Below are 23,101 nucleotides of genomic sequence, written 5' to 3' on the forward strand. Positions count from 1 at the left end.
TGTTGTCGCCCGCCCTGCCCGGCTTTGCAAGCGCCCGATCAGGCGGCGCCGAAGGCGTTCTCGATGACCTCGACCCGGCCAAACTGGTCCACCAGCGCCGCATCGAAGCGCATCAGCGTCATCAACCCCTGCGCCATCTCGGCGCAGAACTCCAGGGCGGCATTGCAGATGCGGTCCATCTGCCGGCGGCTGATGCGTTCCGCGGCATAGCCGTGCCGCGCCGCCTTCTTGACCTCGACAAAGACATACTCGTCGCCCCGCCGCATGATCAGGTCGATTTCGCCAGAGCGCGTCCGCCAGCGGCTGGCAAGCAGCGTATAGCCCCGTTCGAGGTACGAGCGGCTGACCGAGTCTTCACCCATCAAGCCGGCCGAATGGGCGATCCGCCCCCGTTCCCGCTGCCCGGCATCGACCCTGGAATCAGCTGCGATCATTGGTTTTCCTTCCTGATGGCCAGGGCAAGGGCATAGACGTCGCGGCGCGGCAGACCGAAGCGGGCGGCGATCCGCGCCGCCGCCTCTTTCACCGGCAGGTCGGCGGGCAGGTCGGACAGGGCGTGGCGCAGGTCGTCTTCGCCCACCTCCTTCTGCGGAGGGTGACCGAACAGGACGACGATCTCGCCCCGCAGCCCTTCGTCGGGTATCCGCTGCATCAGTTCCTCGGCCGTCCCGCGCATCACTTCCTCGAACCGTTTGGTCAGTTCCCTGCAGATCACCGTAGACCTGTTCGCCTCAAGTTCGCACAAATTTCCCAACAGTTGCTTAACGCGCCTCGGGCTTTCGAAGGCGATGACCGTCGCCTCGATCCCCAGCCAGCTTTCGATCCATTTCCGGCGCGCGCCCTGGGCCGAGGGTGGGAAGCCCACGAACAGGAAACGGTCGCTCGGCAGCCCCGAGACGCTGAGCCCGGCCAGCGCCGCCGAGGGTCCGGGCAGCGCACGCACGGTCAGCCCCGCCTCGGCCACGTCCCGCGCCAGGCGATAGCCCGGGTCGGCCACCAGCGGCGTCCCCGCATCCGAGGCATAGGCCACCGAAAGCCCCTCGCGCAGCGCCGCGAGTATCGCAGGCCGGGTTCGGTCGGCATTGTGGTCGTGATAGGCGATCAGCCGCCGCCCCCTGACCGGAATGCCAGGATATCAAGAAGGTGGCGCAAGTTCCTCGTGTCCTCGGCGGCCAGCACGTCGGCCGCATTCAGCACGTCCAGCGCGCGCAGCGTGATGTCGCGCGCCGCGCCGATGGGAGTGGCCACGAGATGCAGGGCCGCTTCGGGCCGGTCGGCCTGGACCGTCAGCGGGACCGTCCGCGCAGGGATTGCTCCGCCCTGCCCCTCGTCGCCAGTGCCGGTGCCTGTGCCCATGATGCCGTTCCCTTCTTGTCCGCGCGCCCGGCCGGGCACGTTGCCATCCCACGGTTATGCCAATAACCTGCAAAGGTTAAGCTTCAAGCCCCCAAGGGACAGGGAATCACGACATGACCGCCAAGACCACGATCCGCGGCCTTATCGACTTGCGCCGCCCCTTCGCCCGCATCGCCGCCATGGCCTCGGCCGTGGTGCTGGCGGCCTGTCAGCCGCTCGAGACGGCCGGCACCGGCGGTTCGACCGGCCAGACCATCGACCCGTCGCAGCCCGTCCCGGTGGCGCTTCTGGTGCCGGGCGGGACCGGCAGCGCCGACCTGGACTGGCTGGCGCGGTCGCTGAGCAACGCCGCCAAGATGGCCGCCGCCGACGCCCAAGGCGCGCGCATCGACCTGCGCATCTACGATTCGGGGTCCGAGCCGGGCACGGCCGTCGCCCGCGCCACCCAGGCTGCGGACGAGGGCGCCAAGATCATTCTGGGGCCGCTGTTCGCCGACAGCGCCAATGCGGTCGGCAATGCCATGGCGCCGCGCGGGATCAACGTCCTGTCCTTCTCGAACAATGCCGACATCGCCGGGGGCAATGTCTTCGTCTTGGGCAACACCTTCGACAACGCTCGCGAACCGGCTGGTGCGCCATGCGGTCGCCAACGGCAAGCGCCGCATCCTGGTCGTGGCCGAGGACGACGCGGCGGGCCAGATCGGCAGCGCGGCGATCCAGCGCGCGATCCAAGCCAACCGCGCGACCCTGGCCGGCACGGCGGTCCATCCGCTGTCCCGGCAGGGCATCGACGGCGTGGTGCCGAACGTGGCCCAGGCGGCCCTGTCGGGCAATGTGGATGCCGTGTTCCTGACGGCGAACCAGGGCGCCGTCCTGCCCTATCTGACGGACAAGCTGGCGGATGCCGGCGTCACCTCGGCCTCGGTCCAGATGATGGGACTGACGCGCTGGGACACGCCCGCCTCGCGGCTTGCGCTGCGCGGCGTCCAGGGCGGCTGGTTCGCCCTGCCGGACACCCGGATGAAGGCACAATTCGACCAACGCTATCGCTCCGCCTATGGCGAGGCGCCGCATGAACTGGGCTCGCTGGCCTATGACGGCGTCGCGGCGATCGCCGCGCTGGCGCGCGCGGGCAAGCGCAACGCCCTGACCACCGCAGGGCTGACCCAGAACGCAGGCTTTGCCGGCATCACCGGCGCCTTCCGGCTGAAGCGCGACGGCACCAACGAACGCGCTCTGGCAGTCGCCACGATTCTGAACGGCCAGGTCCAGATCCTTGACCCGGCCCCCAGCAGCTTCGGCGGATTCGGGTTCTGACCTTGGCCGAGACCGCTGACCGCCTGCCGCAAAGCGCCCCGGCCCTGCCCGGGGCGCACGCCCTTTTCACGCCCGAGGTCTTCCTGCCCGAACTCAGCCGCCGGCTGGCCGAGGCGCCGGACGCGCGCACGGTGCGCAGCCTGACCGTCCAGATCCTGGCGCAGGCGCGCGCCGATGCCATGGCCGACATCGTGGCGGGCTTCCGCTCGCACCCCTGCGCGGCGCGGGAAACGGTGCGCGCCATCGCCAGCCTGACCGATGCGACGGTGGTGGCGGTCCACCATGTCGCCACCACCATCCTGCATCCGAACACCACGCCCACGGACGCCGAAAAGCTGGCCGTGCTGGCCATCGGCGGCTATGGCCGCGCCGAGATGGCGCCTCAGTCGGACGTGGACCTGCTGTTCCTGACCCCCTGGAAAATTACCGGCTGGGCCGAAAGCGTGGTGGAGTCCATGCTTTACATGCTGTGGGACCTGAAGCTGAAGGTCGGCCAGTCCACCCGCACCATCGACGATTGCATCCGGCTGGGCGGGGGCGACATCACCATCCGCACCAGCCTGCTGGAGCATCGCCTGGTCTGCGGCCATGCCGCGACCGCCGAAACCCTGCGCGACCGGCTGTGGAGCGACCTGTTCGACAACTCGGTCCCCGAATTCATCGAGGCCAAGCTGGCCGAGCGGGCCGAACGCCACCGCCGCCAGGGCGGGCAGCGCTATGTCCTGGAACCCAACGTGAAAGAAGGCAAGGGCGGCCTGCGCGACCTGCAGACCCTGTACTGGATCGCGAAATACATCCACCGCGTCGACCGGGCGGCCGAACTGGTGGAACTGGGCTTCTTCACCCGCGACGAACACCTGACCTTCTGGCAGGCCGAGGATTTCCTGTGGGCGGTGCGCTGCCACCTGCACCTGCTGTCCGGGCGGCCGACCGATCAGCTGACCTTCGACATGCAGGTCGAGGTGGCGCGCGCCATGGGCTATCGCGACCAGGGCGGACGGCGGGCGGTCGAAATCTTCATGCAGCATTACTTCCTGCACGCCACCCGCGTGGGCGAACTGACCCGCGTCTTCCTGGTCGCGCTCGAGGATCGGCATCTCTACAAGGCGCCGATCCTCAAGGGCTGGCTCAGCCGGCGCAAGCGGGTCGCGGCGGGCTTCAGCGTGGACCGGGGACGGCTGAACTATGCCGACGAACGCCAGTTCCTGTCCGATCCCCTGAACATCCTGCGCCTGTTCCAGGAGGCGCTGCGCACGGGCCTTCTGCTGCATTCCGACGCCATGCGCACGGTGGCGGCGAACCTGGACCTGATCGACGACCACCTGCGCCAGGACCCCGAGGCGGTGCGCATCTTCCTGGACCTGCTGTTGAAGCACGGGAACCCCGAACGCTCGCTCAGGCGGATGAACGAACTGGGCCTCTTGGGCGCCTTCATCCCCGAATTCGCGCCGGTCGTGGCGATGATGCAGTTCAACGTCTATCACCATTACACGGTGGACGAGCACCTGATCCAATGCGTCGCCGCCCTGTCCGAGATCGAACGCGGCGAACAGCTGGACGACCTGCCCACCGTCAGCCGCATCATGAAGGGCAAGATCAACCGCCGCGTCATCTATCTGGCGGTGCTGCTGCACGACATCGGCAAGGGCCGGGCCGAGGATCACTCGATCCTGGGCGCGCGGCTGGCGCGGCGGGTCTGCACCCGCTTCGGTCTGCCGGCCGAGGAGATCGAGACCATCGAATGGCTGGTGCGCAACCACCTGCTGATGTCGGACGTGGCGCAGAAACGCGACATCAGCGACCCGCGCACGCTGCGCGACTTTGCCAAGCTGGTCAAGACGACCAAGCGGCTGGACCTGCTGACCGTGCTGACGGTCTGCGACATCCGCGGCGTCGGCCCCGGCACCTGGAACAACTGGAAGGCGGCCTTGCTGCGCAAGCTGCATTCGGAAACCGAACGCGCGCTGAAAAACGGGCTGGAGGAGCTGAACCGCGACCGGCGCACCGGCGAGGCCAAGCGATCCCTGCGGCATCTGCTGACCGCCAAGGGATGGGAGCCCAAGGCGATCAAGGCCGAGCTTGCGCGCCATTACGACAATTACTGGCCCAGCCTGCCCACCGAGACCCAGTTCATCTTTGCCCAGCTGCTGCGTGTCCTGGCACAGGGCCGCAGCCTTGTTCAGCAGCGCAACGCCATCGAGGACCGCGCTGCCGAGCTGCTGGCCGACCATCCGGATTATCGGCTGCTGCGCACGATACCCGGGATCGGGCCAATGTGGTGGACGCGCGCACCTATACGACCAAGGACGGCTTCGCCACGGCCGTTTTCTGGCTTCAGGACAGCGACGGCCACCCCTATGACGTGGAGCGTCTGCCCCGCCTGCGCAAGATGATCGAACGCACCCTGGGCGGCGAGATCGTCGCGCGCGAGGCGCTGGCCGGCCGCGACAAGCCGAAAAAGCGCGACAGCGCCTTTCGCTTTCCGACCCATATCACCTTCGACAACGAAGGGTCCGACGTCTATACCGTGGTCGAGGTCGACACCCGCGACCGCCCCGGCCTGCTTTACGACCTGACGCGGACGCTGGCCGAAAACCACATCCAGATCGCCAGCGCGGCACCGGACCTTCGGGGCGCAGGTGAGTGGATACCTTCTATGGCAAGGTCATGTTCGGGCTGAACTGCACCAGCAGCAAAAGCGAGAAGCCTTGCGCAAGAAGCTCGAGAAGGCGATCAAGGACGGCGCCGAGCGCGCCGAGAAAGCCGAAAGGCCGCTGGGCGGCGCGTTCTAGGGACAGAAAAAAGACCGACATGCAGCCGATCAGACTTATCCGGGGGTTCCTGTCCGTCGGGGCATGGACTTTGGCCAGCCGCGTGGTGGGGCTGGTGCGCGACCTGATGATCGCCGCCTATCTGGGCGCGGGCCCTGTGGCCGAGGCCTATAACGTCGCCTTCCGCCTGCCCAACATGTTCCGCCGCTTCTTTGCCGAAGGCGCGTTCAACACCGCCTTCGTGCCGATGTTCGCAAAGCGGCTGGAAGCCGGAGAGGATCCGCGTGCCTTTGCCGAGGAAGCGTTCTCGGGGCTGTTCACGGTGGTCCTGGTGGTCTCGGTCATCGCGCATTTCACGATGCCCTGGCTGGTCTTTGCGCTGGCGGCGGGCTTTGTCGGGGATGAGCGGTTCGATTTGGCGGTGACCTATGGCCGGATCTGCTTTCCCTACATCCTGTTCATTTCGCTGACGGCGCTCTTGTCGGGCGTGCTGAACGCGGGCGGGCGGTTCGTGGCGGCCGCGGCGGCGCCGGTGCTGATGAACTTCATCCTGATCGCGGCCATGCTGCTGGCCGACCTGAACGGCTGGGACATGGGCGCGGCCATGGCCTGGTCGACGCCGGTGTCGGGCATCGCCCAATTCCTGACCGTCTGGTGGGCGGCAAAGCGCATGGGCTTTCCCCTGCGGCTGCGCGGGCCCCGGCTGTCGCCCGAAATGAAGCGGCTCCTCGCCATTGCCACCCCGGCGGTGATGGCCGGCGGCGTAGTGCAGCTGAACCTGATCGTCGGCCAGCAGGTCGGCTCGTTCTTCGACGGCGCGGTGGCCTGGTTGACCTATGCCGACCGGCTGTATCAGCTGCCGCTGGGCGTGGTGGGCATCGCCATCGGCATCGTGCTTTTGCCCGACATCTCGCGCCGGCTGAAGGCGGGCGACATCGGGGGGGGCCGGCACGCCTACAACCGCGCCACCGAATTCGCGCTGTTCCTGACCGTGCCGGCGGCCGTCGCGCTGACGGTCGCGGCCTATCCGGTGATTTCCGTCCTGTTCAAGCGCGGCGCATTCCTGGAATCGGACGTCGGCCCGACGGCGCTGGCGCTGGCGATCTATGGCGTCGGCCTGCCGGCGTTCGTGCTGCAAAAGGTGCTGCAGCCGCTGTATTTCGCGCGCGAGGACACGCAAAGCCCGTTCCGCTTTGCGCTGTGGTCCATGGCAGTGAACGCGGTGCTGGCCCTGGGCCTTGCGCCGTTGATCGGCTTTTCCGCCGCGGCCCTGGGCACGACAATCGCCGGCTGGACCATGGCCTGGCAGTTGTGGCGCGGCACCCGCGTCTATGGAGAGGTCGCCGCATTCGACGACCGTCTGCGCCATCGGCTGCCGCGCATCGCGGCGGCCTCGGCGGTGATGGGGGTCGCGCTTTGGGGCGTGATGGCGGTGCTGGGCGCAGCCTGTTACACGGCCGGAACCCGCTATTCCCGCGCTGGTGGCGCTGGTCCTGGCCGGGATGCTGGTCTATGGGGTGGCGCTGGTCGCGATGGGCGGCATTCGCCTGTCGGACCTGCGCGCCGGATTCCGGCGTCAGCGCTGACGGATCTGGCGCAGCACCCGCGCCACGCCCCCCGGGATCAGGACGAAGGACAGGCCGAACCCCGCGGCAAAGCCCGCGACCTCGGCGATCCAGGTGGTGTTGCCGTCCTGGAACAGGATGCCGAAGACCAGCTGGAACGCCAGCAGCATCCCGATCAGGGTGAACGCCCGCATCCGGTTCGCGTTTTCCTGACCCAGCCGGGTCCACAGCAGGAAGGTGAAGGCCCCGACCAGCCCATAGACCGCCGGATAGCCGCCGATCAGCGGGCGGAACTGGAACTGCGGCAAAAGCGCGGCGACCAGCGTATAGACCAGCGCCCCCAGGATGGCCGAGCCGAAGAACAGCGCGATCACCGCCCAGGCCCGGAACTGGTGCGCGATCAGGTTCCCCAGTGCCAGGGTAAAGACGATGACAAAGACCGCGTGCATCAGCGACAGGTGGACAAAGGAATAGATCAGGATGCGCCAGCTTTGATCCAGCAGGAACACCCGCATCTGCCACAGCCGCAGCACCAGTTCGGGGATATAGGCGGTGCGCTCGACCGCGATCTGGCGCATGGCAAGGCCCGTCCCCGGCGCGCCGCCGCCGACAAAGCCCAGTTGCGCCAGCCCGAACACCGCCTCGGCCGCGATCATCGGCAGCACCAGGGCCCAGACCACGGCTGGCACGGGGTTAAGCGGCGATTCGTCGTAACCGGGGCGCATGGTCGTCCTTTCCTGCACTGCCTGCGGGCGGTTGCGCCCGCGCGGGTCAAGGGGTAAGCCAGCCCCCGGGATTTTCCAAGCAGGTAGTGCCATGACCACCAGTTTCGCCAAGCGCATCTTCTCTGGCATCCAGCCCTCGGGCGGGCTGACGCTGGGGAACTATCTGGGCGCTCTGAAACGCTTCGCGGACTATCAGGGACAAGGGGCCGAGACGATCTATTGCGTCGTGGACCTGCACGCGATCACCGTCTGGCAGGACCCCGAGAAGCTGACTCACAACACCCGCGAGGTGGCGGCAGCCTTCATGGCCTCGGGCGTCGATCCCGAGGTGTCGATCCTGTTCAACCAAAGCCAGGTCAGCCAGCACGCCGAACTCGCATGGCTCTTCAACACGGTCGCGCGCGTGGGCTGGATGTACCGGATGACGCAGTTCAAGGACAAGGCAGGCAAGAACAGCGAGAACTCCTCGCTGGGGCTTCTGGCCTACCCCTCGCTGATGGCAGCCGACATCCTGGCCTATCACGCGACCGCCGTGCCCGTGGGCGAGGACCAGAAGCAGCACCTGGAGCTGACCCGCGACATCGCGGCCAAGTTCAACCACGATTACGGCGTCGAGTTCTTCCCGATCACCGAGCCGCTGATCGAGGGTACCGCCACCCGCGTCATGTCCCTGCGCGACGGGTCCAAGAAGATGTCGAAATCCGACCCCTCGGACGCCGCGCGCATCAACCTGACCGACGATGCCGACGCCATCGCGCAGAAGATCCGCAAGGCGCGCACCGACGCGGACCCGCTGCCCGGAGCCATGGAAGGGCTGAAGGACCGGCCCGAGGCCCGCAACCTGGTCAACATCTATGCCGCGCTGTCGGGCGAGACGGCCGACCAGGTGCTGGCCCGGTTCGAGGGCCAGGGCTTTGGCGCCTTCAAGCCCGCGCTGGCCGAGGTCGCGGTCGAGGTCATGGCCCCGATCACCGCCCGGATGAGCCAGTTCATGGCCGACCCGGCCGAGATCGACCGCATCCTGGGCCGCGGCGCCGACCAGGCGGCGGCCATCGCCCAACCCATCGTCGAGCGCACGAAACAGATCATGGGCATGATCCGGTCGCGCTGACCGGCAGGAAACCAATCACCTTCGCGCGGCATGTAGTATCATGCCCCTGTGCGAGAACGGAAAAGACCATGACGGACCTGCTGTCCCGGTTGCTCGGTGAGCGCCCCTGGCTTCTGGCCGACGGCGCCACCGGGACCAACCTTTACAACATGGGGTTGGCGCCGGGCGCCGCCCCGGACCTGTGGTGCGAAACCCATCCTGACCGGGTGCGCGAGTTGCACCGCCAGATGATCGGGGCCGGGGCCGACCTGATCCTGACCAACAGCTTTGGCGCCAATGCCAGCCGGCTTCGGCTGGCGGGCGCCTCGGACCGGGTGGCCAGCCTGAACCTCGTCGGCCGCCCGGCTGGCGCGCGAGGCCGTGGCCGAAGCCGGCCGACCGGTGGTCGTCGCAGGCTCGATGGGCCCCACGGGCGAGATCATGGCCCCGATAGGCCGCATGACCGAAGCCGAGGCCACGCGCCTGTTCACCGAACAGGCCGAGGCGCTGAAGCAGGGCGGCGCCGACCTTCTGTGGATCGAGACGATCAGCGCGGCCGAGGAAATGCGCGCTGCGGCCCGCGCCGCGCAGATCGTGGACCTGCCCTGGTGCGGCATGATGAGCTTCGAGCCCGGCGGGCGCAGCGTGATGGGCGTCAGCCCGCCACAACTGGCCAAGCTGATCGACCGGCTGCCGCACCCGCCGGTAGCCTATGGCGCGAACTGCGGCACGGGCCCCGCCGAACTGCTGCTGGCGGTCGCGGGTTTTTCGGCGGCGGGCTGCGAACGCGCGCTGATCGCCAAGCCGAACGCCGGCGTCCCTCGCTATCAGGACGGCGGGCTGATCTATGACGCCGGGCCCGAGGTCATGGCCGAATTCGCCGTCCTGGCGCGCGATCTGGGCGTGCGGATCGTGGGCGGCTGCTGCGGCACGACGCCCGCGCATCTGTCGGCCATGCGCGAGGCATTGCAGTCCCGCCCCCGGGGCCCCCGCCCGACGGCGGACGCCATATCGGCTCGGATCGGCGCGCTGATGACGGACCGCTAGAACAGCGAAAGCTGATCGCCCGCGCGCGGCGGCGGACCAAAGCGGCTGCAATCCAGCACGGCGCTGTCGCGCAACAGGCCCAGCCGGCGCCGCGCCAGGCGAAACCGCTGGTGCAGCAGCTCGGCCTCGGGGCCCTCGCCGCGCATCCGGCTGCCAAAGCGCGGATCGTTGTCGCGCCCGCCGCGCATGGCCTGGATGCGCGTCATGACATGGGCCGCCTTGCCCGGGTGATGGGTCTCCAGCCAGTCGCGGAACAGCGGCGCGTCTTCAGCGGCAGGCGGACCGGGATCATGCTGGCCATGGTCGCGCCCGCGTCGCGCGCGGCCTGCAGGATGCGCTCGATCTCGTGGTCGGTCAGCACCGGGATGACCGGGGCGACCATGACCCGGACGGGGACGCCGGCCCGGGCCAGCCCCTCGATCATGCGCAACCGCATGGCCGGCGCGGGCGCCCGGGGTTCCAGCGTCCGGCAGGTCGCCGGGTCCAGCGATGTCACCGAGACGCCGACCGCCACAAGCCGCCGCGCGGCCAGATCGCCCAGCAGATCCAGACCGCGCAGCACCTTCGCCCCACGCGTGACCAGGCTGAGCGGGTGGATCCAGTCCGCAGCACCCTCAGGCATGGCCCGCATGATCCCCAGCCTCGCCTCGGCCGGCTGATAGGGGTCGGTGTTGGTGCCGAAGGCGATGGGGGCGACCGCATAGCCCCGCCGCCCGATCTCGGCCGCCAGCCGCTCGGAGGCGTTCGGCTTGGCGGTGATGCGGGTTTCGAAATCAAGCCCCGGCGACAGACCCAGAAAGGCATGGCTGGGCCGGGCAAAGCAATAGATGCAGCCATGTTCGCAGCCGCGATAAGGGTTGACTGAGCGGTCGAAGGGCACGTCCGGAGAGCTGTTGCGCGCGATGACTGAGCGCGCCTCCTCCAGGGCGATCTCGGTCCGCAGCAGGCTCTGATCCTCGGGGATATCCCAGCCGTCGTGTTCGCGAACCCGGGCATAGGGCTCGAACCGGCCATCGGGCTGGCGGTCGGTACCGCGCGCGCGCAGGATCTGGTCCGGGTTTCTGGGCGGCAGGCTCATGCCGCCAGATTAGGCGAGAAACAAGAACATTTCAAGAACAATGGAACGCGCGGGCACCATGCCGGGTTGCACCTGTACGGACGCGAAATGAGGGCTTCCGATTCCCTTCCTCCGCGCCCATAGTCCTGTGCGAACGGAGGATGCCATGCCCTTGCCGCAATTCCTTGTCCTGATCTGCGCTGTCATCGTTGCCGCGGCGCTGACGATCTGGGTCGCCAGCGCGATCGGCATTCCGCTGCTGGCCCTGGGACTGGTGGCATTGACCGCCGCTGCCATCACCCACCTGGCGATGCGCGAGGACCACTAGCCACCGCAGCGGCAGGCCTTAGTCAGCGTTTGCAGATAGGCGACCAGGTTGGCCGGTCCTCGACCTTGGGCAGGCCTGCGAAAGCCATCTTGGTACCCTTGACCACCGCCTTGGGGTTGGTCAGGAATTCCTGCAGCGCCTCGGGCGTCCAGTCGCCGCCATGCGCCTTCATCCCATCGGAATAGTTGAAGCCCTCGATGCTGGCCACGGGACGGCCAACCACGCCGTTCAGGTGCGGGCCGGTGCTGTCCGAGCCGTCGATCTTGTGGCAGGCCTTGCACTTGCCAAAGACCTTCTCGCCCGCCGCCGCGTCGGCCGAGGCCATGACGGTGGCGAAATCGGGGCCCTCGTCCTTGGCTTCCTCGGCGCCGCCCGCGGCTTCCTCGACCGGGATCGTATAGGCCTGGGCATGTTCCTCTCCCTCGGCGGCATGGCCGGAGGGGCCGACATGAAAGATCCCCGAGGCTGCCCAGTTCATCAGCAGCAGGAACAGGAGCGCGCCGATCAGCGCCCCGGCTGCCTTGGTGATCGTCATCGTGTCGAACATGTCTGCGGATCCCTTGTGCGGTCTTTCCGTGGAGTCGCTGTATCTATGCGCTTTTGTTCGATCCGTTCAAGGTATAGTTCTCGGCCCGCAAGGAACGGACGGGGCCTGTGACACAAGTCACACCCCGGAAAGAGGGGCTTTCAGATGACCGAAAACGTGATCGCATTCCAGGGCGAGCCGGGCGCCTACAGCCATCAGGCCTGCCGCGACTATCGTCCCACGATGGAGGCCCTGCCCTGCCGCACCTTTGACGACACCATCGACGCCGTGCGCGAAGGCCGGGCCCGGCTGGCCATGCTGCCCGTTGAAAACTCGACCTATGGCCGGGTGGCGGACATCCATCACCTGCTGCCCGAAAGCGGGCTGCACATCATCGACGAAGGCTTCGTCCGGGTTCGGATCGCGCTGATGGGCGTCCCCGGCACCCGGCTGGAGGAGGTGACCGACGCCATGAGCCATCCGGTCCTGCTGGGCCAGTGCCGGGGCTTCATGCGCCGGCACGGCATCCGCAGCATCGTGGGGCCCGACACCGCCGGCTCGGCCCTTGAGATCGCCCGGCGCGGCGAAAAGCCGCTGGCCGCCCTGGCCGCGCCACTCGCCGCCGAGATCTATGGGCTCGACGTGCTCGCATCGGGGATCGAGGACCGGCAGAACAACACCACGCGCTTTCTGGTCATGTCGCGCGAACCCGACCTGTCGCGCCGTCCGAACGCGCAGGGCGGGGCGACGATGATGACGACCTTCGTGTTCCGGGTCCGCAACATCCCCGCCGCACTTTACAAGGCGCTGGGGGGGTTCGCCACGAACGGCGTCAACATGACCAAGCTGGAAAGCTACATGGTGGACGGGATCTTTACCGCGACCCAGTTCTATGCCGACATCGAGGGCCACCCCGAAGACCCGCCCGTCGCCCGCGCGCTTGAGGAGCTGGCCTATTTCACCTCGAGCCTGCACATCCTGGGCGTCTATCCTGCCGATCCGCTGCGCGCCTTGCAGGCGGCCGGCCAGTCCTGAGGGCGCTCAGGCCGCGCCGCGCATGGCCAGGTTGTCCACGAACTGGGCGATGCGCTGCGCGAACTTGCGATCAAGCTGCGCCTTGCCCAGCTTTGCCGTCTGCAACAGCAGCCGCGCCTTCAGGCCGAGCGGCTGCACGTCGACCTCGAAGATCAGGCGCGACTTGCTGGGCGCCAGCGCAACGACCGTCATCAGGATCGACAGGCTGAACTGGTCCGAGCTTCCCGAAAACGCCATCCGCTCGGGGGGCTGGTATTCCGCCAGGGTCAGCGACAGTTCGCGTGCCTTGCCCCGCCAGTCGAAACCGATCTGCCAGGCGCTGCCGACGGCGGCGGCACCGTCCCCGTCCAGCCGGCGCACCTGCGCGCCCCGGCGCATCAGCATCCGCTCCATCTTGGGAAAATCGCTGAGTCCGTGAAACAGCGCCTCGGCAGAGATGTCGGTATCCTGTCGGGTGGAAAATTTCATCGAAAGCCATCTGCAGAGGGGGAAAAGGGTTCTCTGCTGTAAAGCGCAATCCCGCGGGGCTTTCAAGACCGCGACAAATTTGCCGCCTGGCTGCGCGGAAAGCAATCGCAGGTTGCATTAAGCCGATTATGACCGCATCAAGGATGGATGATACCGCAGCACTTCCCGGTCGAAAACCCCGCCACGGGCGCCGCTATCAGGTTGAAAATCCTGGCGACGACCGACCTGCACATGCACATCCTGGGATTCGACTATTACGCGGACCGGACGGCCGAACAATTCGGCCTGTCCCGCGTCGCCGCCCTGATCTCTGCCGAACGAATGGGCAGCCCCAACGTGCTTTTGTTCGACAACGGGGACTCTCTGCAAGGCGGGCCGAGGGCGACTATCTGGCCGAGGCGGCCGAGCTGGGACCGCGCCAGCGCCATCCCGCCATCGTCGCGATGAACGTGCTGGGCTATGACGCGATCACGCTGGGCAACCACGACTTCAGCTTCGGTCTGCCCTTTCTGCGCCGGGCGCTGATGGGGGCCGAGTTTCCGGTGGTGGCGACGAACCTCTGGGCGCGTCGCCCCCTGCCCGTCTGCGCCCATGCCCTGCTTGAACGGCGGATGCTGGACGAGGCCGGGACCCCGCATCTGCTGCGGATCGGCGTCCTGGGCTTCATGCCGCCGCAGACCACCGAATGGGAGCCCGAGTTGCGGCCCCATCTGCGCATCGCCGATATCGTCGAATCGGCCCGGACGGCGGCTGCCGCGCTTCGCCGCCAAGGGGCCGATCTGGTCATCGCCCTGTCCCACAGCGGCATCGGCCCGCCCGAGCCGAGCCCGCTGATGGAGAACGCCGCCACCGCCCTTGCCGCCGTCGAGGGCGTGGACGCAATCATCGCAGGCCACACGCACCGCCTGTTTCCTTCGGCCGGCCATCCCGGCGGGCGGGGCGTCGACGCGCTGTCGGGCACGCTGGCCGGCAAGCCTGCCGTGATGCCTGGGTTCTGGGGATCCCACCTGGGGGTGATCGAGCTGGCCCTGACCCGGACGCCCGCCGGAACATGGCGCGTCCGGGGCCATTGCTGTCGGCTGGAAAGCGCCCACCGCCAAGCCGAGCATGGCCTGGTCACCGCGCCGCTTGCCGTTACGCATCGCAAGACCCTGCGCCATTTCCGCCGCCGCATCGGGCGGACCGGGGTGCGGCTGGGCAGCCATTTCACCCTGCTGGGCCACGATCCCGGCCTGCGCCTGGTGGCGATGGCGCAGCGCTGGTTCGCGCGGCGCGCCCTGCGCGGCAGCCGATGGCAGGACCTGCCGATCCTGTCGGCGGTCGCACCGTTCCGCGCCGGGGGTCGGGGCGGGCCGGGCCACTACACCGACGTGCCCGCCGGGCCGCTGACCCTGCGCAACCTTGCGGATCTTTATGTCTTTCCGAACCGGCTTTGCGCCCTGCTGATGGACGGCGCGGCGCTGCGCGACTGGCTGGAACGCTCGGCAGGCCAGTATCGCCAGATCCGCCGCGGCCTGGCCAACCAGCCGCTGATCGACCCCGAATTTCCCAGCTACAACTTCGACCTGATCGAGGGGCTGCAATGGCAGTTCGACCTTGAGGCCCCTGCCCGCTATGCGCCGGACGGCAGCCTGCGCGATGCCGCGGCCCGCCGGGTCCGCGATCTGCGCCATCGCGGCCAGCCGGTCCGGGACGATCAGCGCTTTGTCCTGGTGACGAACAGCTATCGCCTTGCCGACAGCGGGCTGTTCGCGCCGGTCGTGGCGGGGCGCCCGGTCTTCATCCCCGCCAAGCTGCGGACAAGGGACGTGCTGCGCCGCTATATCCTGCGCCGCCGCGACCTCGCCCCGCCGGGCGATCTGGGGTTTCGTTTCGCACCGTCGCAGGGCAGCTCGGCCCTGTTTCCCAGCAGCCCCTTGGCAGCCGAACAGATCCCCGAGCTGCCGCTTGCCGTCGACTTGGTGGGGGTCGATGCCGACGGATTCGGCATATTCCGGTTGACGTTGTAACGGCGGGGCGTGGGCCCCAGGAGTTGTCGAGAACCGTTTCGGTGGATGCGCGAGGTGTTGGCACGCCGATGTTTGAAAGGCGCGGCCATTAGTCCGGACGCTGGGGCTGAAGGGCGAGGGCCCGCCCTGAGAAAATGCACGCATCCCAGAAGCGAGAGTGTCCGATAAAAGCAGCGCCTTATGGAGGGCTACACTCTACTCATGGCTACGCTCAAGCGAGACTGCATCTTGCGCACAAACCGCCCCACGGACACAGGGGGCCTCTTGCACAGAAGCACCGTTCAGCGCACAAGACTGCCGTTCACGTGGACCGCGATCCCAAGCCGAAGCCTGTCCTTCGCGGAACGTGTCGCGGCACTCCTTGATGACCGCCAGCCCGTGACCGACAGGTAGCCACCGACAGTTTCCTCATTAAAAAAGCCGCGCCAGATGGCACGGCTTTCCCGGTTCACATCCCATCCGCCGGCATCAGACCGCGGTGGCGGTTTCCTTCTTGGGGTCGGCGTGGATCAGCAGCGGCTTGGCCGCAGGATTGTCGACCGCCTCTTCGTTGACGACGACCTCTTCCACGCTGTCCAGCCCCGGCAGTTCGAACATCGTGTCCAGCAGGATATCCTCCATGATCGAGCGCAGGCCCCGGGCCCCCGTCTTGCGCTTGATCGCGCGGCGGGAAATGGCGACCAGCGCATCCTCGGTGAAGGTCAGCTTCACGTCCTCAAGGTCGAACAGCCGCTGGTATTGCTTGACCAGAGCGTTCTTGGGCTTGGTCAGAATGTTGATCAGCGCGTCCTCGTCCAGGTCGCCCAGCGTGGCGATGACCGGCAGGCGGCCGACGAATTCCGGGATCAGGCCGAACTTCAGCAGGTCCTCGGGCTCGAGCTGCTTGAACAGCTCGCCCACGCCCTTGTCGTCGTTCTCCTTGACGCTGGCGCCGAAGCCCATCGCCGTGCCCTTGTTGCGCTGCGCGATGATCCGGTCGAGGCCGGCGAAGGCGCCGCCGCAGATGAACAGGATGTTGGTCGTGTCCACCTGCAGGAATTCCTGCTGCGGATGCTTGCGGCCGCCCTGCGGCGGCACCGAGGCCACCGTGCCCTCCATGATCTTCAGCAGCGCCTGCTGCACGCCCTCGCCCGAGACGTCGCGGGTGATCGAGGGATTGTCGGACTTGCGGGTGATCTTGTCGACCTCGTCGATATAGACGATGCCACGCTGCGCCCGCTCGACGTTGTATTCGCTGGCCTGCAGAAGCTTCAGGATGATGTTTTCGACATCCTCGCCGACATAGCCGGCCTCGGTCAGTGTGGTCGCATCGGCCATGGTGAAGGGCACGTCCAGAATGCGGGCCAGGGTCTGTGCCAGCAGCGTCTTGCCGCAGCCGGTCGGGCCGATCAGCAGGATGTTCGACTTCGCCAGCTCTATATCGGTCTTGGACGAGTGGTTGAGCCGCTTGTAGTGATTGTGCACCGCGACCGAGAGCACGCGCTTGGCATGTTCCTGGCCGATGACGTAATCGTCCAGGACATTGCAGATCTCGCGCGGGCTGGGGACACCGTCACCGGACTTCAGGGCCGACGACTTGGTTTCCTCGCGGATGATGTCCATGCACAGTTCGACGCACTCATCGCAGATGAATACGGTCGGACCGGCAATCAGCTTGCGCACCTCATGCTGGCTTTTGCCGCAGAAGCTGCAATAAAGCGTATTCTTGCTGTCGCCGCCGGTCGAATTGGCCATCAGTTGATCCTCGTCTTGCCCCGGAGGCCCGGCAGAATCGCCGGACACCCGCCTGTCATTGGCATGGCCGGGGCCACGCCGCGCGTCATTCTGTATGTTACGGGCCGGTCCAGCCCGTCACAATCCCCAAAAAGACCCAAGTTTGGCGATCCCGCGGGTGTGATCACGTCGTGGGCTCGGCCTTGCCGCGTGCCTCCAGGATTTCGTCGATCAGGCCCCACTCCTTGGCTTCCTCGGGGGACATGAAGCGGTCGCGCTCCAGCGCCTCCTCGACCTCCTCCAGAGTGCGGCCGGTGTGCTTCACATAGATCTCGTTCAACCGCCGCTTCAGCTTCTCGGTCTCGCGCGCATGGATCAGGATGTCGGTCGCCTGGCCCTGGAACCCGCCCGACGGCTGGTGCACCATCACCCGGCTGTTGGGCAGCGAATAGCGGCTGCCGGGCTGGCCGGCGCAAAGCAGCAGCGACCCCATCGACGCCGCCTGCCCCACCACCAGCGTCGAGACGCGCGGCTTGATGTATTGCATCGTGTCATAGATCGACAGGCCGGCCGTCACCACGCCGCCGGGGCTGTTGATGTACATGCTGATATCCTTGGTCGGATTCTCCGCCTCCAGGAACAGCAGCTGCGCGGAAATCAGGGTGGCCATCCCGTCATGGACAGGGCCCGCCAGGAAGATGATCCGTTCCTTGAGCAGGCGCGAAAAGATGTCATAGGCCCGTTCGCCCCGGCTGGTCTGTTCGACGACCATGGGGACGAGCGTGTTCATGTAGAATTCTGCCGGATCTTGCATGTCTTTCCTTGCTTTTGTCCCTGCATGGCGGGGGCTGGCCGATTCGCCCAAGGGGGACGAACCCCCGCTCATGAGATAGTGTCGAAACCTTGACAGAGTCTTAGTAATCCCCGCCCCCGAGAACAAGAGAGCGATAGAAATTGCCCCCGGTCGCCCGCGCCGGTATCCTGCCGCCAAGGCGACGGAGAATGCGATGATACTGCTGGTCGGCCTGGGCAATCCGGGCGCGAAATACGAACGCAACCGCCACAACGTGGGCTTCATGGCGGTCGATCGCATCGCGGCCGACCATGGTTTCACCCCTTGGCGGGCGCGGTTCCAGGGCCAGGCCGCCGAGGGACGCTTGGGCGACACCCGCACCGTGCTGCTGAAACCCGGCACCTTCATGAACCTTTCCGGCCAGTCCGTGGGCGAGGCGATGCGCTATCTGAAGCTCGACCCCGCCCAGGTCCTGGTGCTGCACGACGAACTGGACCTTGCCCCGGGCAAGGTGCGGCTCAAGCTGGGCGGGGGACACGCGGGGCACAACGGCCTGCGGTCCATTCACCAGCACATTGGCGACGCCTATCGGCGGCTGCGCATTGGCATCGGTCATCCGGGGCACAAGGATCGGGTCGCGGGCTATGTCCTGTCCGACTTCGCCAAGGCCGAGGAGGCGGGACTGGACGACCTGCTGCGCGGCATCTCGGACGGGGCCGAGGCGCTGACGGCAGGCGACGACGCGCACTTCATGAACGCCGTCGCGGCCCGCGTGGCGCCGCCGCGAAACTCCGGCACCCGCCCCGCGGCCAAGCCCGAAACGCGACTCCAGCCCGCAACCCGACCCGAGCCCGCCCCGGAACCCGCTGCGCAAAGCCTGAGCGACCGGCTGCGTGCCCTGGGCGAGCGCTTCAGATGAGCCGCCCCTGTCCGGAGGACCCCTGATGGATGCCGCTCTGAACGTTCTGGGCGAGACCCTGCAGCCCTGCTCGACCCGGCCGATGACGGGATTTTACCGCGACGGCTGCTGCAACACCGGCCCCGAGGACGGCGCGCTTCACACGGTCTGCGTGGTGGTGACGGCAGAGTTTCTGGCGTTTTCCAAATACCTGGGCAATGATCTTAGCACGCCGCGTCCCGAATACCGCTTTCCCGGCTTGAAACCCGGCGATCGCTGGTGCCTGTGCGCGGCCCGGTTCCTGCAGGCTGCCCAGGAATTCGCCGCCCCCTCGGTGGTGCTGGACGCCACCCACCAGCGCACGCTGGACATCGTGCCCATGGCGCTTCTGCGCGCGCATGCGATCAAGGAATAGGACGCTCCGCCCCAAGGACGGCCGGTGATGGTCAGCGGGGGAAATGGCGGTCCCAACACGACCGCGCGTTGCTCTACCTTCGCAGGGATTCGAATGTCGTTGATATGGAAACTCCCATAATCATACATAACAATAAATCAATGGCTTGCAAGTCGTTTTGGAAACCGACCTTCAGTTCCCGCGAGTGGAGGAGTGTGGTGAATTGGTTTTCGCTGGACGAAGTCGCAGGCTAGTGAGCTCAGTAAGTCCACGGTGCTTACAAAACGCGTTCGTCGATGCGGCGGAAAGCCGTCGCTGGATAACGTGCCTGGGCCGCTGGCTCCCGGTAACGTCTTCGGTCTTCACATCAGCGCGCATCTATGTGATCCAGATCGCCGGGAGGACGGTCGCGGCGCTACACCATCGGCCTGCATGGTATCTGGACGCCAGAACTGGCCCGCCAGGAGGCCAAGGATCCAACTTGGCAGGATCGCGCGCGGCGAAGACCCGGCCGAGGAAAAGCAGCTCGATCGCAAGTCCATGCAGGTCAAAAGACGCGCTCGCGGGAGACGAAAACAGAAGACAGCGCACAGCACGCCGGAAAGGCGGCCGTCCAAAGAAGCACAGCACGATTGTGACCGATACCGGGCGGATCAACCGGCACATCATCCCGCTCTTGGGCAGTCGGCGGGTGCGTGACTTGACCAAATCCGACGTCATCAGAGCTCCTCAATGGCCTCACGGCGAACACGGTCGGTCACGATGCGCTTAGGGGTTCAATGGCCATGACGCGCGAACACGGTCCCATTCGAAAACTCCAGCCAACCGCTCCGCCACGGTCTTTTGAGGCCACTCGACCTCGGGAACCTGCGTCTGGTAAAAGTCATCGAGCGGAACCAAGGCGATGGGAGTCAGAGACCGCAAGGTAGATCAGTCCGCTTGGTCAGGTTGTCCAGCGCACCGGGCTGCATGACTTCCTTGATGCTTTCCCAAAGCTGCGCAGCGCAGAATCCAGACCGTCGAGTTCATCGACCGGCAATGGCCCGAGGGTGAGGAGGCCGATGCCCAGAAGGCCGCTTTGCAGGCACGCTTTATGACCCGGAGCCGCGATGAATCAGCCAATGCTGACAGCGATGAGCATCATATCAGCGCAGATCGCAACTGCCCCAGAGAACAGCCATTTGCGCTGCAGCTTCCACTCGTTCGCTTTTGCCAGTTCGTCAGCAACCGCTCCAAAGCACTGCGTTCGGCAGCTTCCAGTTCCTTCAGGCCTTTACGCTGTCTCCTCGAGATTTTGCAAAAAGATGTGTCGCTCTTCGCCAAACGTCCAGCATGCGAGATCCAGGTCACGAAGCTCACCATCGCCGCTCCGCGGCACGCCGGGGACTGGCACGATGATCTTGTCATCCACACCGTCGACACGGGTCTGGCCTTGATCCACAAGCGACCGACACGAAACTGGCTACAATCAGGGCCTGCACCAAAATGAGCAACGAGTTCAAGCAGACCGCCCACGCGCTGGATCGGCACTCCCGGAAGACGTCGCTCGGGCGCTATGCCTTCAGCCGCAGCAGGCAACGACGATCGAACGCGCCGACCGTGGCGCATGCCTTGGGCGGCCATGCAGCGCGACGGATCACTCCTCCCATCGTGCCGCCCGCCAAACCGGGGAAGCGCGCCCTTCATAAAGACGATAGACAAGTTCTTCCGGTGTGCACGGTCAGGGCATGCCCGCGATGAAATGCTGAAGGCCACGGAGGCGGCGTGGTCGCCCGCGTCAGCCTGCGCGATGTCAATCGCGTCATCGACGAGCGCATCCAGCCGAAACGCTCGCAGTCTGCTCAACCATTTCCATCGTCCGCCTGCAACCTGCGCCTTCGATTTGACAGTTTTTCCGCCACGTTGGAGGTTCTCAATGCGCGCCTTGATCATGCGAGCGAGCGACCAACCGCGCAGCCACCGATGAACAGTCACAGCGTGACCGTACACTAGATCGTCTGGCTTAAAGGCCGGATACAAGTGCTCATTGATGGCATTCCGTCGCACACTTGACGGCTCGACCGCGGCTGATGATTCTGTCGCCCCGCGACATCATGCGCCCGCAGGACCAGGAAAACCCGGCCGCCTTTCCGTGCACGGCGACAGCAGGCCGCATTGGCGGCGGGTGTCCCCGGCAAAGCCGGCAGGACGATGGGGTCCGACGGGCCGCTGAGGCTGGAATTGGCCTTCAGGAAGAAGCCCTGGCCGCTGGCCTTGAAGGTCGAGATCAGCCCGACCTTCGAGGCGACCTGCTCCTCGATATGGGCCTGGTAATTCGCCGGATAGTTCCGATCAGCTTGCCTCGGCCCGAAGCTGACCGAGCGGCCACCAGCGGCGCGGCTGGGGAATCGTCCATGTCGTCTGGCTGGGCCGCTCGGGCGCGAAGGACTGGGATCTCATCCCCCTCATCGAACCGTCCGGCGTGACCAGCTATCCGTTCCAGCGCCACGGCATCAGGTCATCGCCTTGGTGATCTAGTAGTCAGGTAATGGGGCGAGAGTGTCAGGTCTTCTGTGTATGGGTGATTGGGTCCATGCTTCCTGAGAGGAGCAAGGACGATGACGATTTCCAACGCGTTGCCGCCCGCCTGAGAGCGGCAACAGCTAGTCTGAAAGTCCGCCGTCAACCTGCTGTGACGCAGGCGGCCTTTCGTTCGCATCAGGAGGAACAGACATGGATCGCCGCCAGATAGAGCCGGGATTCGCGGTCTCGGGGCAGCTTGCCCGTGTCGGGACAGGGGCGTCGGAGTGCGAAGAAGCGGGCAGGCCGAATTGACTATGAGCTGCGAGCTCGCGTTGTTATCTGGCCGCCCCTGCGACTATCCCGTCTGCGCTGCGAGCGCGTATCCGTAGATGTCGCACAGCCCGCGCACTCCCCATCGGCAACAGGGAGGATTTTGCATGCGATCCATTGGAATGGATGTCCACCGAAGCTTCGCGCAGGTCGCGATCCTTGAGGGAGGAAAGACGACAGAGATCAGGATCGATCTTGATCATGAAGCGGTGGTGGCCTTCGGGCAGGCCCTACGTTCAGATGACGAGGTCGTTCTGGAAGCGACCGGCAATACCGCGGCCATCGTCAGACTTCTGACACCTTTCGTGGCGCGGGTCGTCATCGCGAACCCGCTGCAGGTGAAGGCCATCGCCCATGCACGGGTGAAGACCGACAAGGTGGACGCCAAAATTCTGGCGCAACTTCATGCCGCAGGGTTCCTGCCAGAAGTCTGGGCCGCAGATGATCAGACGCTGAACCTGCGGCGCCTCGTTTCCGAACGCGCCGCAGCGGTGAGATCAATCCGCCGGGTCAAGAGCCGGGTTCAGGCTGTTCTGCATGCGAACCTTGTCGCCAAATATACCGGGCACCTGTTTGGCAAGGGCGGCAGGAGATGGCTGGCCTCGGCACCGCTGCCGAAGGCAGAACGTGATCTGCTGATCCGGCATCTGGATGAGTTGGACTGGCTGGGGGGTAAGCTGGCAAAACTGGACCAAACATTGGCGGGAATTGCACTCGACGACAGCCGAATGCGCAAGTTGATGAGCATCGCCGGGATCAATGTCGCGGTCGCCACTGCGGTTATCGCCGCGATCGGCGACATCTCCCGCTTTTCCGCACCGGATCGTCTCGCAAGCTATTTCGGGCTGACACCCCGGATCCGACAGTCCGGCGACGCGGTGCGACGTGATCGTTGATCTCCGGTCCACTGGACTGCGATGGGGCGCACCATGCTGTCGGGTGCACGCTGGAGCTGGGGCTTGCCTGCCAGGCCCCTGCCCGCTTTAACTTTCCATCCTACCGACCAAGGTCCATTCGGTGCAGTACCGGTGTCGAAGGCCAGCGGCTGACCTTCGACAAGGGCGAACCAAGCCGAGCTCGTGTGAGGCGCGCCCGGCCTTCGTCGCGCTGGGATGCTGGAAGCTTGAGTTGCGCGCCGGGGCCCCGCGGGCTCATGGGCCAGCAGGTCCGGGCCACG

General features: G+C 66.3%; 18 protein-coding genes and 7 pseudogenes. 16 read left to right on the top strand and 9 right to left on the bottom strand.

What is annotated here, in order from left to right; all coding sequences use genetic code 11:
* Window positions 1-38 precede the first annotated feature (38 nt).
* The 3 genes from DPM13_RS00790 to DPM13_RS25580 all read right to left on the bottom strand — a co-directional run bounded on the left by DPM13_RS00790 (window position 39) and on the right by DPM13_RS25580 (window position 1,356).
* Window positions 39-434 (bottom strand): YraN family protein, encoded by a 396-nt coding sequence (locus DPM13_RS00790; RefSeq protein ID WP_051577648.1) that lies wholly within the window; start codon window positions 432-434, stop codon window positions 39-41.
* The gene (gene rsmI / locus DPM13_RS25575) at window positions 431-1,030 is read right to left on the bottom strand and encodes a 16S rRNA (cytidine(1402)-2'-O)-methyltransferase (RefSeq protein ID WP_317616355.1); all 600 of its coding nucleotides are present in this window, start codon (window positions 1,028-1,030) and stop codon (window positions 431-433) included. Before rsmI ends, DPM13_RS00790 begins: the two co-directional genes overlap by 4 nt.
* 71 nt (window positions 1,031-1,101) lie before the next feature.
* Window positions 1,102-1,356, bottom strand: coding sequence for an SAM-dependent methyltransferase (locus DPM13_RS25580; RefSeq protein WP_317616356.1), 255 nt, complete (start codon window positions 1,354-1,356; stop codon window positions 1,102-1,104).
* A 179-nt stretch (window positions 1,357-1,535) separates the two neighbouring features.
* Between DPM13_RS25580 and DPM13_RS00800 the strand changes: the two are divergent.
* The 4 genes and pseudogenes from DPM13_RS00800 to murJ all read left to right on the top strand — a co-directional run bounded on the left by DPM13_RS00800 (window position 1,536) and on the right by murJ (window position 7,030).
* A pseudogene (locus DPM13_RS00800) lies at window positions 1,536-2,673 on the top strand (penicillin-binding protein activator).
* A 2-nt stretch (window positions 2,674-2,675) separates the two neighbouring features.
* A pseudogene (locus tag DPM13_RS00805) lies at window positions 2,676-4,949 on the top strand ([protein-PII] uridylyltransferase); the annotation flags it as partial.
* A 113-nt stretch (window positions 4,950-5,062) separates the two neighbouring features.
* A complete protein-coding gene (locus tag DPM13_RS21735) occupies window positions 5,063-5,353 on the top strand; it encodes a hypothetical protein (RefSeq protein WP_223252255.1) in 291 nt (96 codons plus the stop codon).
* 131 nt (window positions 5,354-5,484) lie between these two features.
* Window positions 5,485-7,030 (top strand): annotated as a pseudogene (gene murJ, locus DPM13_RS00810) (murein biosynthesis integral membrane protein MurJ).
* On the opposite strand, the gene DPM13_RS25585 reads toward murJ, so the two are convergent.
* The gene (locus tag DPM13_RS25585) at window positions 7,021-7,863 is read right to left on the bottom strand and encodes a rhomboid family intramembrane serine protease (protein WP_317616357.1); all 843 of its coding nucleotides are present in this window, start codon (window positions 7,861-7,863) and stop codon (window positions 7,021-7,023) included. The pseudogene murJ and the gene DPM13_RS25585 sit on opposite strands and share 10 nt — an antisense overlap.
* On the opposite strand from DPM13_RS25585, the gene trpS reads away from it, so the two are divergent.
* The 3 genes and pseudogenes from trpS (at window position 7,826) to bmt (ending at window position 9,871) form a co-directional block, all read left to right on the top strand.
* Window positions 7,826-8,845, top strand: a complete 1,020-nt coding sequence (gene trpS / locus DPM13_RS00820) for a tryptophan--tRNA ligase (RefSeq protein WP_028717638.1) — start codon at window positions 7,826-7,828, stop codon at window positions 8,843-8,845. The two genes, DPM13_RS25585 and trpS, sit on opposite strands and share 38 nt — an antisense overlap.
* 149 nt (window positions 8,846-8,994) lie before the next feature.
* A pseudogene (locus tag DPM13_RS24610) lies at window positions 8,995-9,114 on the top strand (homocysteine S-methyltransferase family protein); the annotation flags it as partial.
* Window positions 9,115-9,205: 91 nt separating this feature from the next.
* A complete protein-coding gene (bmt, locus tag DPM13_RS00825) occupies window positions 9,206-9,871 on the top strand; it encodes a betaine--homocysteine S-methyltransferase (protein WP_262983220.1) in 666 nt (221 codons plus the stop codon).
* On the opposite strand, the pseudogene DPM13_RS00830 reads toward bmt, so the two are convergent.
* Window positions 9,868-10,949: pseudogene (locus DPM13_RS00830) on the bottom strand (PA0069 family radical SAM protein). The gene bmt and the pseudogene DPM13_RS00830 sit on opposite strands and share 4 nt — an antisense overlap.
* Before the next feature lie 145 nt (window positions 10,950-11,094).
* Here DPM13_RS00830 and DPM13_RS20220 point away from each other — a divergent pair.
* Complete coding sequence (locus tag DPM13_RS20220; RefSeq protein WP_189654790.1) at window positions 11,095-11,256, top strand: hypothetical protein; 162 nt, start codon at window positions 11,095-11,097, stop codon at window positions 11,254-11,256.
* Here DPM13_RS20220 and DPM13_RS00840 read toward each other — a convergent pair.
* Window positions 11,253-11,803 (bottom strand): annotated as a pseudogene (locus tag DPM13_RS00840) (c-type cytochrome). The gene DPM13_RS20220 and the pseudogene DPM13_RS00840 overlap by 4 nt on opposite strands.
* Before the next feature lie 144 nt (window positions 11,804-11,947).
* On the opposite strand from DPM13_RS00840, the gene DPM13_RS00845 reads away from it, so the two are divergent.
* On the top strand, window positions 11,948-12,817 hold the full coding sequence (locus tag DPM13_RS00845) for a prephenate dehydratase (RefSeq protein ID WP_112887265.1): 870 nt from the start codon (window positions 11,948-11,950) through the stop codon (window positions 12,815-12,817).
* Window positions 12,818-12,823: 6 nt separating this feature from the next.
* Here the strand turns inward: DPM13_RS00845 and DPM13_RS00850 are convergent, their stop codons facing one another.
* Window positions 12,824-13,285 (bottom strand): SRPBCC family protein, encoded by a 462-nt coding sequence (locus DPM13_RS00850; RefSeq protein ID WP_112887266.1) that lies wholly within the window; start codon window positions 13,283-13,285, stop codon window positions 12,824-12,826.
* A 147-nt stretch (window positions 13,286-13,432) separates the two neighbouring features.
* On the opposite strand from DPM13_RS00850, the gene DPM13_RS21745 reads away from it, so the two are divergent.
* Complete coding sequence (locus tag DPM13_RS21745; protein ID WP_223252258.1) at window positions 13,433-13,732, top strand: metallophosphoesterase family protein; 300 nt, start codon at window positions 13,433-13,435, stop codon at window positions 13,730-13,732.
* Between the two features lie 2 nt (window positions 13,733-13,734).
* Window positions 13,735-15,294: a 5'-nucleotidase C-terminal domain-containing protein gene (locus tag DPM13_RS00855; protein WP_223252259.1), complete on the top strand. Its 1,560-nt coding sequence runs from the start codon at window positions 13,735-13,737 to the stop codon at window positions 15,292-15,294.
* Window positions 15,295-15,762: 468 nt separating this feature from the next.
* Here the strand turns inward: DPM13_RS00855 and clpX are convergent, their stop codons facing one another.
* Complete coding sequence (gene clpX, locus DPM13_RS00865; protein ID WP_028717645.1) at window positions 15,763-17,028, bottom strand: ATP-dependent Clp protease ATP-binding subunit ClpX; 1,266 nt, start codon at window positions 17,026-17,028, stop codon at window positions 15,763-15,765.
* Between the two features lie 163 nt (window positions 17,029-17,191).
* Window positions 17,192-17,821, bottom strand: a complete 630-nt coding sequence (locus DPM13_RS00870; RefSeq protein ID WP_028717646.1) for an ATP-dependent Clp protease proteolytic subunit — start codon at window positions 17,819-17,821, stop codon at window positions 17,192-17,194.
* 193 nt (window positions 17,822-18,014) lie between these two features.
* Here DPM13_RS00870 and pth point away from each other — a divergent pair, with 193 nt between their 5' ends.
* The 5 genes and pseudogenes from pth to DPM13_RS00890 form a co-directional block, all read left to right on the top strand.
* Window positions 18,015-18,719, top strand: a complete 705-nt coding sequence (gene pth / locus DPM13_RS00875) for an aminoacyl-tRNA hydrolase (protein ID WP_112887268.1) — start codon at window positions 18,015-18,017, stop codon at window positions 18,717-18,719.
* Between the two features lie 25 nt (window positions 18,720-18,744).
* Window positions 18,745-19,113, top strand: a complete 369-nt coding sequence (locus DPM13_RS00880) for a DUF2237 family protein (protein ID WP_088239212.1) — start codon at window positions 18,745-18,747, stop codon at window positions 19,111-19,113.
* Between the two features lie 1,057 nt (window positions 19,114-20,170).
* Complete coding sequence (locus DPM13_RS19510; protein WP_145963286.1) at window positions 20,171-20,581, top strand: hypothetical protein; 411 nt, start codon at window positions 20,171-20,173, stop codon at window positions 20,579-20,581.
* 275 nt (window positions 20,582-20,856) lie between these two features.
* Window positions 20,857-21,084, top strand: coding sequence for a hypothetical protein (locus DPM13_RS19515; protein ID WP_145963287.1), 228 nt, complete (start codon window positions 20,857-20,859; stop codon window positions 21,082-21,084).
* Between the two features lie 962 nt (window positions 21,085-22,046).
* Window positions 22,047-22,878, top strand: a pseudogene (locus DPM13_RS00890) (IS110 family transposase); the annotation flags it as partial.
* Window positions 22,879-23,101: the final 223 nt, after the last annotated feature.

This window comes from Paracoccus mutanolyticus, assembly GCF_003285265.1.
Classification (GTDB): domain Bacteria; phylum Pseudomonadota; class Alphaproteobacteria; order Rhodobacterales; family Rhodobacteraceae; genus Paracoccus; species Paracoccus yeei.